General features: G+C 34.3%; 5 protein-coding genes, 1 tRNA gene and 1 pseudogene. All 7 read left to right on the top strand.

Annotation, left to right across the window (positions count from 1 at the left end; all coding sequences use genetic code 11):
- Positions 1–627: pseudogene (locus ACK5ON_RS07730) on the top strand (DNA polymerase III subunit alpha); the annotation flags it as partial.
- Positions 628–740: 113 nt separating this feature from the next.
- On the top strand, positions 741–1058 hold the full coding sequence (trxA, locus tag ACK5ON_RS07725) for a thioredoxin (RefSeq protein ID WP_236457661.1): 318 nt from the start codon (positions 741–743) through the stop codon (positions 1056–1058).
- Positions 1059–1291: 233 nt separating this feature from the next.
- Positions 1292–2230, top strand: coding sequence for a DUF58 domain-containing protein (locus ACK5ON_RS07720; RefSeq protein ID WP_409821410.1), 939 nt, complete (start codon positions 1292–1294; stop codon positions 2228–2230).
- 315 nt (positions 2231–2545) lie between these two features.
- Positions 2546–2619, top strand: a tRNA-Asp gene (locus ACK5ON_RS07715).
- A 189-nt stretch (positions 2620–2808) separates the two neighbouring features.
- Positions 2809–3051 (top strand): GIY-YIG nuclease family protein, encoded by a 243-nt coding sequence (locus tag ACK5ON_RS07710; protein ID WP_396176045.1) that lies wholly within the window; start codon positions 2809–2811, stop codon positions 3049–3051.
- Between the two features lie 187 nt (positions 3052–3238).
- Positions 3239–7009 carry a T9SS type A sorting domain-containing protein gene (locus tag ACK5ON_RS07705; RefSeq protein ID WP_409821408.1) on the top strand — a complete coding sequence of 1257 codons (3771 nt, stop codon included), beginning with the start codon at positions 3239–3241 and terminating at the stop codon, positions 7007–7009.
- Positions 7010–7146: 137 nt separating this feature from the next.
- Positions 7147–8520: an alpha/beta hydrolase-fold protein gene (locus ACK5ON_RS07700; RefSeq protein ID WP_396176676.1), complete on the top strand. Its 1374-nt coding sequence runs from the start codon at positions 7147–7149 to the stop codon at positions 8518–8520.
- Positions 8521–8530 lie beyond the last annotated feature (10 nt).

Raw genomic sequence — 8530 nt, 5'->3', positions numbered from 1 at the left:
ACTTTTGCTGGAATTGTATCTAATGTGCAATACAGAACTGGAAAAACGGGAAAAGACTGGGCCAGTTTTACACTTGAAGGTTATGATGAGAATTTTGATTTTAGAATATTCAACGAAGAATATTTAAAATTCCGTCATTTCTTGGTTAATAACCAGTTTATCTTTTTTAAAGTTCTAATAAAAGAGGGCTGGATTAATAAAGAAACAGGAAATAAATCGGAACCTCAAATAGCTTTTCAAGACGCAAAATTACTAGCTGATGTGTTACCTCAATTCGCAAAGAAGCTAAGCATTCAAATTGATATAAAAGAATTACAACAAAATTTTATGCAACAGTTAAATGAAATTTTCAACGCTAATAAAGGAGATAATACCGTCACTTTTGAAGTTGTGGAACAAGAAAACGTAAAAAAAGAACTCGAAATTATCCCCAAAACACTAGTAGATGATGAGGATAATTTAGACGTAGGAGAGGAAGAAGCTGAAGAAATAGAAATCCCAATTGTTGAAGAAGAAAATCGTGTAATTACAAGAGTTTCCATGCCAAGCAGGAAATTAAAAATCAAAATTTCAAAAGAATTGTTATTGGAATTGGAGAAAATGAACATTAAAATCAGCTTGAATTAAGTATCAATTCTAATAATGAAATGATAGTCAAAACTGATTTTTTTATGAAGTAAACCAAAATAAAATAACTAATTTTGTCTTTCAATAATTTAAGTAATTTAAAAATATATAATATGGCATTAGCAATTACAGATGCTACTTTTGATGAGGTAGTATTAAAATCAGACAAACCAGTAGTAGTAGATTTTTGGGCAGCTTGGTGCGGACCGTGTAGAATGGTTGGACCAGTTATCGATGAAGTAGCCACAGAATATGACGGAAAAGCCGTAGTCGGAAAAGTAGATGTTGATGCCAATCAGGAATTTGCTGCAAAATATGGCGTTCGCAACATTCCAACCGTATTGATTTTCCAAAACGGAGAAGTCGTTGGGCGTCAAGTTGGCGTTGCTCCAAAAAAGACCTATACCGATGCAATCGATGCTTTGTTGTAATCAATAATCGCACAATACTTTAAAAACCCAATCTCTTCATAAACGAGATTGGTTTTTTTTTTAGGAGCAGCACATTTTCTTTTTTTAGGAAATCATCACCCGCTGTCCGCGCTACATGCCTGCCTGTTGGCAGTCAGGGTAGCTTGCTCCCATCGGGGCTAGACGACACCTTCATTTTTTTATAGACTTATATAAACTTCGTAAACCTTCAAAAATTTCTTTATATTTGGACTATGAAGATTGAAGAACAAAAAGAACTCGTTTCCGGATTTAAACATCTTGAATTGCTAGCCAATCAAGTGGTAGAAGGTTTTATTTCGGGCATGCACAAGTCTCCATTTCATGGATTTTCGGCAGAATTTGCCGAACATAAAATATACAATTCTGGCGAAAGCACCAAGCATATCGATTGGAAATTATATGCCAAAACGGATAGATTGTATTCCAAAAAATATGAAGAAGAAACCAATCTTCGATGTCATTTAATCATTGACAATTCCTCATCGATGCATTATCCAAAACTAAAAAAGGACGAACCTTTTTATCACAATAAAATTGGATTTTCGGTGTTGGCTTCTGCTGTTTTGATGAATTTATTAAAAAAACAACGTGATGCTGTTGGGTTAAGCATATATTCAGATATTTATGAGTATTATGCCCCAGAGAAAGGAAGCGATCGTCATCATCGAATGATTTTAAACAAATTGGAAAATCTTCTAGAAAAACCTAAAGAAACTAAAAGCACCGATACAGTTACTTTTTTACACCAAATAGCAGAGAAAATTCATCGCCGTTCCATGATTGTTTTGTTTACAGATATGTTTCATCCCGACGCTTCGGGAGGTAAAAATGAAGCGCTTTTTAACGCTTTACAACATTTGAAACACAACAAACATAAAGTGGTTGTCTTTCATGTAATCGATAAAAAAACCGAAATTAATTTCAATTTTGACAATGCGCCAAGAAAATTTATCGATTTAGAAACGGGTGAACAGATTAATATTTTTGCAGATACGATTAAAGAAGCTTATGAAGATAAGGTGAATGATTATTTCAAATCGTTAGCCATGACTTGTGCTCAAAACAAAATTAAGTATGTTCCAGTAGCTGTTGAAGATAGTTTTGAAACCATTTTGACTACCTATTTGGTTGAGAAACAAATGTTTGGTTAATAAGAAAAAAACGTATCTATTTTTTTATATTGTTGTTCAATAAAAATTCAATTTATGACTTTTTGTAAAAAATAATTAACTCGCAAAGTCGCTTAGACACAATATACAGTATGTTTTATTTGCGGCTTTGTTCCCGAAGCTTCGGGATTGCAAGAAATTCTCAAAACTAGTAAAAGCTAATTAGAATTTTATAAAGAGCAATAAAATCAATACCTGACAAGTTTTTTAAAAAGTTTTATCGGAGAACAATGATTTTTTTATAAAAAAGTTGCAAAAATCAAAAACGGTTGTATATTTGCAACCGCATTTAGCGAAGGTTTGGTAGTTCAGTTGGTTAGAATACATGCCTGTCACGCATGGGGTCGCGGGTTCGAGTCCCGTCCAGACCGCTTAATCCCGAAGCTTCGGGAGGGAAAAGGTTTTCAGAAATGAAAACCTTTTTTGCCCAAAAAAGCATCAAAGATTAGTTGTGTTGTTTCGATACGAATTTGTAACTCGTATCATGGTTTAGTAGTTAGACCGATGGAAAGCTTTCTCGTTTTATGACGAGATGGCTTTTTTGTTTTATATCATAATATATGTTTTACGTTTACATCTTATATTCAAAATCCAGTAATCTTTATTATAAAGGATTCACCACGGATTTAATAAAGAGATTAGAAAATCATCTTTCAGGAAAAAGTAAATATACTTCAACCAAAACGGATTGGATTTTAGTTTATTCCAAAGAATTTGAAATTAAGAAAGAAGCCTTAATTGAAGAGAAACGATTAAAGAAACTTAATAGAGCTTCTATCGAGAAATTAATTTCTAATAATTGATGCTGATTTAGTAGTCTCGTCCCAAAAGACGAGATGAAAAGCTTTCTCGTTTTATAACGGGATGGCTTTTTTGTTTTAAATAATTCATTACTTATAGTAATTAATTGAAAATTTGTATATTGCAATGCATTTTTGAAAGATAAAATCAAATTTGTAAAACTGTCAATCAACCAAACCAATTTTTAAAATGAAAAAAATATTACTTTTATTTACCATTATTTTCTTTGGAAATGTAATTACAACTTATTCACAAGTTACTTGTGGCGGCACTTTTACCGATGCTGCTGGTCCAAATGCTAATTATGCCAACAATTCTAATGTTACTACAACCATCTGCCCAACAAATCCTGGCGAGGTAGTAACCGTTACTTTCACCTCTTTTAATACAGAAGCCAATTTTGATGGATTGTATGTTTATAATGGAAACGCTGTTGTTCCTGCAAATCAGATAGTCAGTACAAATCCTGCAGGAAATGTGCCTGGCGGATTGGCTGGGGCATATTGGGGAACAACCATTCCTGGCCCATTTACTTCAACAGCAGCTGATGGGTGTTTAACATTTGTTTTCAGAAGTGATGGTGTAGTTAATAATCCTGGATGGATAGCTAATGTAACTTGTGGACTACCGCCAACATGTCTAGCGCCAACAGCACTTGTATCAAGTGCTATAACTGCTAATGCTGCTACTCTATCATGGGTTAACGAAGGCGTAGCTACTTCATGGGAAGTATTGGCATTGCCTTGTGGTTCTCCAGCACCTAATTCAAATACAACTGGCTGGACAACTTCCTCAACGAATCCTTTTACATTTACTGGTCTAACTCCAGCTACTTGTTATGATTTTTATGTAAGAGGTAATTGTAGTTCAACTTCCAATGGGGTTAGTTTGTGGTCTGGACCAAGAACAATTACAACACTTCCAGCACCACCTGCATGTGGCGGCATCTTTACCGATTCTGCTGGGCCAACTGCTAATTATGCTAACAATTCTAATGTTACTACAACCATTTGCCCAACAAATCCTGGCGAGGTAGTAACCGTTACCTTCACCTCTTTTGATACAGAAGCCACTTGGGATGGATTGTATGTTTATAATGGAAACGCTGTTGTTCCTGCAAATCAGATAGCCAGTACAAATCCTGCAGGAAATGTGCCTGGCGGATTGGCTGGGGCATATTGGGGAACAACCATTCCTGGCCCATTTACTTCAACAGCAGCTGATGGGTGTTTAACATTTGTTTTTAGAAGTGATGGCTCTGCAAATAGACCAGGATGGGTTGCTAACGTAACATGTGGTCCATTAGTAGATCCAAATTGTTTTCCACCAACTTCATTATTGGTGACAAATATTACGCCCACTTCAGCCGTAATTGGATGGACAGCTACTGCTAATGAAACAAATTGGATGATAAATATTCAAATGGAAGGTTCTCCATCGACAACTATATTTGTTCAAAATAATCCTTTTGTTTTAACAAACTTATCTTGTAACTCAACCTATGCGTTTTCTGTAAGTGCTGTTTGTAATGAGGGAACTTCGTTGGTATCAGCTCCAGTTATATTTATGACTTCCCCTTGTGCACCACTACCAGGACAGCCAATAAGTTTAACACAATGTTCTGATAATGGAATTGCTTGTTTTGATTTAACCCAAAATAATATACATATTCTAGCGAATTTAAATCCTGCCGAATATACAATTTCGTATCATGAAACTCAAACGGATGCTAGTGTTGGGACAAATGCATTAATATCGCCCTATTGTAGTCTCACTAGTCCACAGGTTATTTATGCTCGATTGCAAAATAATACAACACAAGAGTTTCAGATTTTCCCTTTTGAAATAATGGTAGTATCAGTTTCAAATACTATTACACAGCTTGGTAACATGGAACAATGTGATGTTGATGGGAATGGTGTAATAACTTTTGATTTTACAACGAATGCAGCACAAATAAACACAACCAATACATTAACGTATTATTCTAGTTTGGCGGATGCACAGGATCTAACAAATCCTATTGCAGTTCCGAGTAGTTTTATTGTAAATGTACAGCCAAATCCAATTCTATATTATATTAGAGAAACTGTTCCAAATGGTTGTGATATCATTTATAGTTTTCAGGTGAGAGCTTATCCTAATTGTAATATTGCGTATACTTGTTCTGGTGCCAATTCGTTGTGTAATTCATTGGGAGTTCCTTTTCAAAATACCACTAATGCTGGTTCAACTGGTCAAGCCGGTTGTTTAGCATCAACGCCTAATGCTACTTGGTTCTATTTGCCAATAAGTAATGCTGGGACTATAAATTTACAAATAAATCAAAATTCATTAAGCGGAACACCATTAGATGTAGATTATATAGTTTATGGACCATTTTCTTCATTGACAAATGCATGTAGTCAGCTATCGCCAAACAATATTGTAAGTTGTAGTTTTTCTTCAGCTGCGGTTGAATTTCCTATAATTCCTAATGCACAACCAGGACAATATTATTTAATGATGGTCACTAATTTTAGTAATCAACCAGGTTTGATTACAATTACAGAACTCTCCAATTCTGTAGGCGCCATTGATTGTTCAGGTTTACGATTAAATGCTTTCTTGGATAGTAACAGTAACGGAATCAAAGATGTTGGTGAACAAAACTTCCCATTAGGACAGTTTATTTATGAAGTGAATGATAATGGAAATGTGCACAACATTATATCTCCAAATGGAATTTATAATATATATGACACCAATGCTACTAATTCTTATGATTTGAGTTATGCTATTGATCCAAATTATGTAGCATCATATGGAATTACCACTTCTTCTTATAGTAATGTGAATGTTGTAATTGGTGCTGGAATGCAAAACTATAATTTTCCAATTACTGTTACACAAAGCTACAACGACTTGGCAGTAAACATTATTCCACTTAATGCGCCAAGACCAGGGTTTACGTATCAAGAAAGAATTGTTTATACCAATTATGGTAATCAAACTATAGCATCGGGAACGGTAACGTTCTCAAATGATGCTTTGGTAACAATAACCGCAAACTCTCAAGCAGGGACAACTGCAACAGCCAATGGGTTTACTTATAATTTTACCAATTTATTGCCATTTGAAACAAGAACTATTACCGTGACCATGCAAATACCAAATATTCCAACGGTCACTTTGGGGAATTTATTAACTTCTACTGCGAGTATTGCTCCAATAACAGGCGATGTAGTTCCTGCAAATAATACTTCTACTTGTTCACAAATAATCATTGGTTCTTATGATCCTAATGACAAAATGGAATCGCATGGAGAACGAATTTTGCATTCGTCTTTTACTGCCAATGACTATTTGTATTACACCATCCGTTTTGAAAATACAGGAACAGCAAGTGCTATCAATGTTAGAATAAACGATGTGTTAGATTCAAGATTGGATGAAAATACGATTAGAATGATTAGTGCAAGTCACAATTATATTATGGATAGAGTAGATAACAATTTGACTTGGCGATTTGACAATATTCAATTGCCAGTTTCTGTTGCCGACACTAACATAGGAAAAGGATATATTACATTCCAAATAAAACCTAGAGCAGGTTATGCAGTGGGTGATATTATTCCAAATACAGCTTCCATTTATTTTGATTTTAATCCACCGATTATTACGAATACTTTTAATACGGAGTTTGTTGCCCAACTTGGTATCAATGATTTTGAGAATGGAGATTTTGTTTTCTATCCAAATCCTGTTGCTGATAGGGTAACTATTTCGGTAAAAAATAATGGTTCAGTGGCTAGCATAGCAGTTTATGATGTACTTGGAAAACTGATAGTTTCTGAAAAACCAACTAGTGCTGCTTCAACACAAACCATTGATTTGTCTTCGGTTTCAAAAGGAGTTTATCTGCTCGAAGTTACTTCGGATAGTAATTTGAAAGTGGTTAAGAAATTTGTAAAAAAATAGATTTTTAGGATTTATAAATAGGTAAAGCTCTCTCCTGAGATTTTGGGAGAGAGTTTTTTATTTTAGATGCCTTTTTTGTTTTTGAATCATGTTAGAATCCTTAAAATTGTTTATTACTTTAGCATTAAATTTTTAAGATGAGAACATTAGTTATTTTAACTTTATTATTTGTTAATTATACTTCATCACAAGTTACACTTCGAGTAACAAATATTCCTAACAACACTCCCGTTGGAAGTTCAATTTATTTGATTGGAAGTATAAATGGCTGGAACGAAACCAATACGCAATATTTGCTTCAGCCAGACGGAATGGGAGCAAGAGTTATCACGATACCAGAAGGAACAGGAACAGTCACTTTTAAATTTACAAGAGGTGGAAGTTGGTCGACAGTTGAAGGAAATGCATCTGGAGGTTTTCTGCCTAACAGAACATTTACCTTCACAGGCAACCCGCAAAGCTTCAATCTAACGATACAATCATGGGAAGATATTTCTGGTTCAGGAAATGCCAGCACAGCAGCTTCAAACGTCCAAATTTTAAATAACAATTTTTTTATACCTCAATTAAATAGAAACAGAAAAATATGGCTCTATCTTCCTCCTGACTACAATACAACCTCAAAAACTTATCCTGTTTTGTATATGCAAGATGGTCAAAATCTATTTGATAACGCAACTTCGTTTTCAGGCGAATGGCAAGTAGACGAAACATTAAACACACTTCACAATCAAGGCAATTATGGTGCTATTGTAGTAGGAATTGATAATGGTGGTTCACAACGATTAAACGAATACTCTCCATGGAATAATCCATCCTATGGTGGTGGTGAAGGCGATGCCTACATGCAATTTGTGGCAGAAACTTTAAAACCATTTATAGATGCTAATTTTAGAACCAAAACACAACCAGCATTTAATGCTTTAATTGGCAGTTCAATGGGTGCGTTAATCAGTACTTATGGTGCTGTGAGATACGCTACAACTTTTCATAAAATAGGAAGTTTTAGTCCTGCATATTGGTTTGCTTTGACGAATTTAAATAACTATATTGCCAACAATAACAATGATTTATCAAATACTAGGATATATTTTGTAGCTGGACAAAATGAGTCGGCGACTATGGTGACTAATATCAATGCAATAAAAAGTACTTTTCAAAACGAAGGTGTTTCAAGTTCAAATATATTTAGTAAAATAGATAGTTATGGAACTCATACTGAGACCTACTGGCGTGGAGAATTTTCAGCTGCTTATTTATGGCTTTTTCAGCAGGAAAATTTAGATAATAATACAATTGAATCTCCAAAAATTGAAGTCTATCAAATCAACAATAATCAAATTTATTGCTCTGGATTACCAAATGATTTAGATGTTGTTTTGTTTTCAATAACCGGGCAGAAAATAAAGACAATAAAAATACAAAACGGAACTAACACTATTGATGACACATTACCAAAAGGAATTTTCATTCTAAAGTGTAATCGATTTGTCACGAAGTTTATAAAATAAACTTTTAGCA

This window comes from Flavobacterium sp., assembly GCF_046317795.1.
Classification (GTDB): domain Bacteria; phylum Bacteroidota; class Bacteroidia; order Flavobacteriales; family Flavobacteriaceae; genus Flavobacterium.
The sequence above is the reverse complement of the archived record's forward strand: the minus strand, read 5'-3'. Positions and strand labels throughout refer to the sequence as shown.

Excerpts from the sequence above, each read along its gene's own strand:
- ACK5ON_RS07720 (WP_409821410.1), top strand. The coding sequence starts at position 1,292 with ATGAAGATTGAAGAACAAAAAGAACTCGTTTCCGGATTTAAACATCTT.
- ACK5ON_RS07700 (WP_396176676.1), top strand. The coding sequence starts at position 7,147 with ATGAGAACATTAGTTATTTTAACTTTATTATTTGTTAATTATACTTCA.
- ACK5ON_RS07705 (WP_409821408.1), top strand. The coding sequence starts at position 3,239 with ATGAAAAAAATATTACTTTTATTTACCATTATTTTCTTTGGAAATGTA.
- trxA (WP_236457661.1), top strand. The coding sequence starts at position 741 with ATGGCATTAGCAATTACAGATGCTACTTTTGATGAGGTAGTATTAAAA.
- ACK5ON_RS07710 (WP_396176045.1), top strand. The coding sequence starts at position 2,809 with ATGTTTTACGTTTACATCTTATATTCAAAATCCAGTAATCTTTATTAT.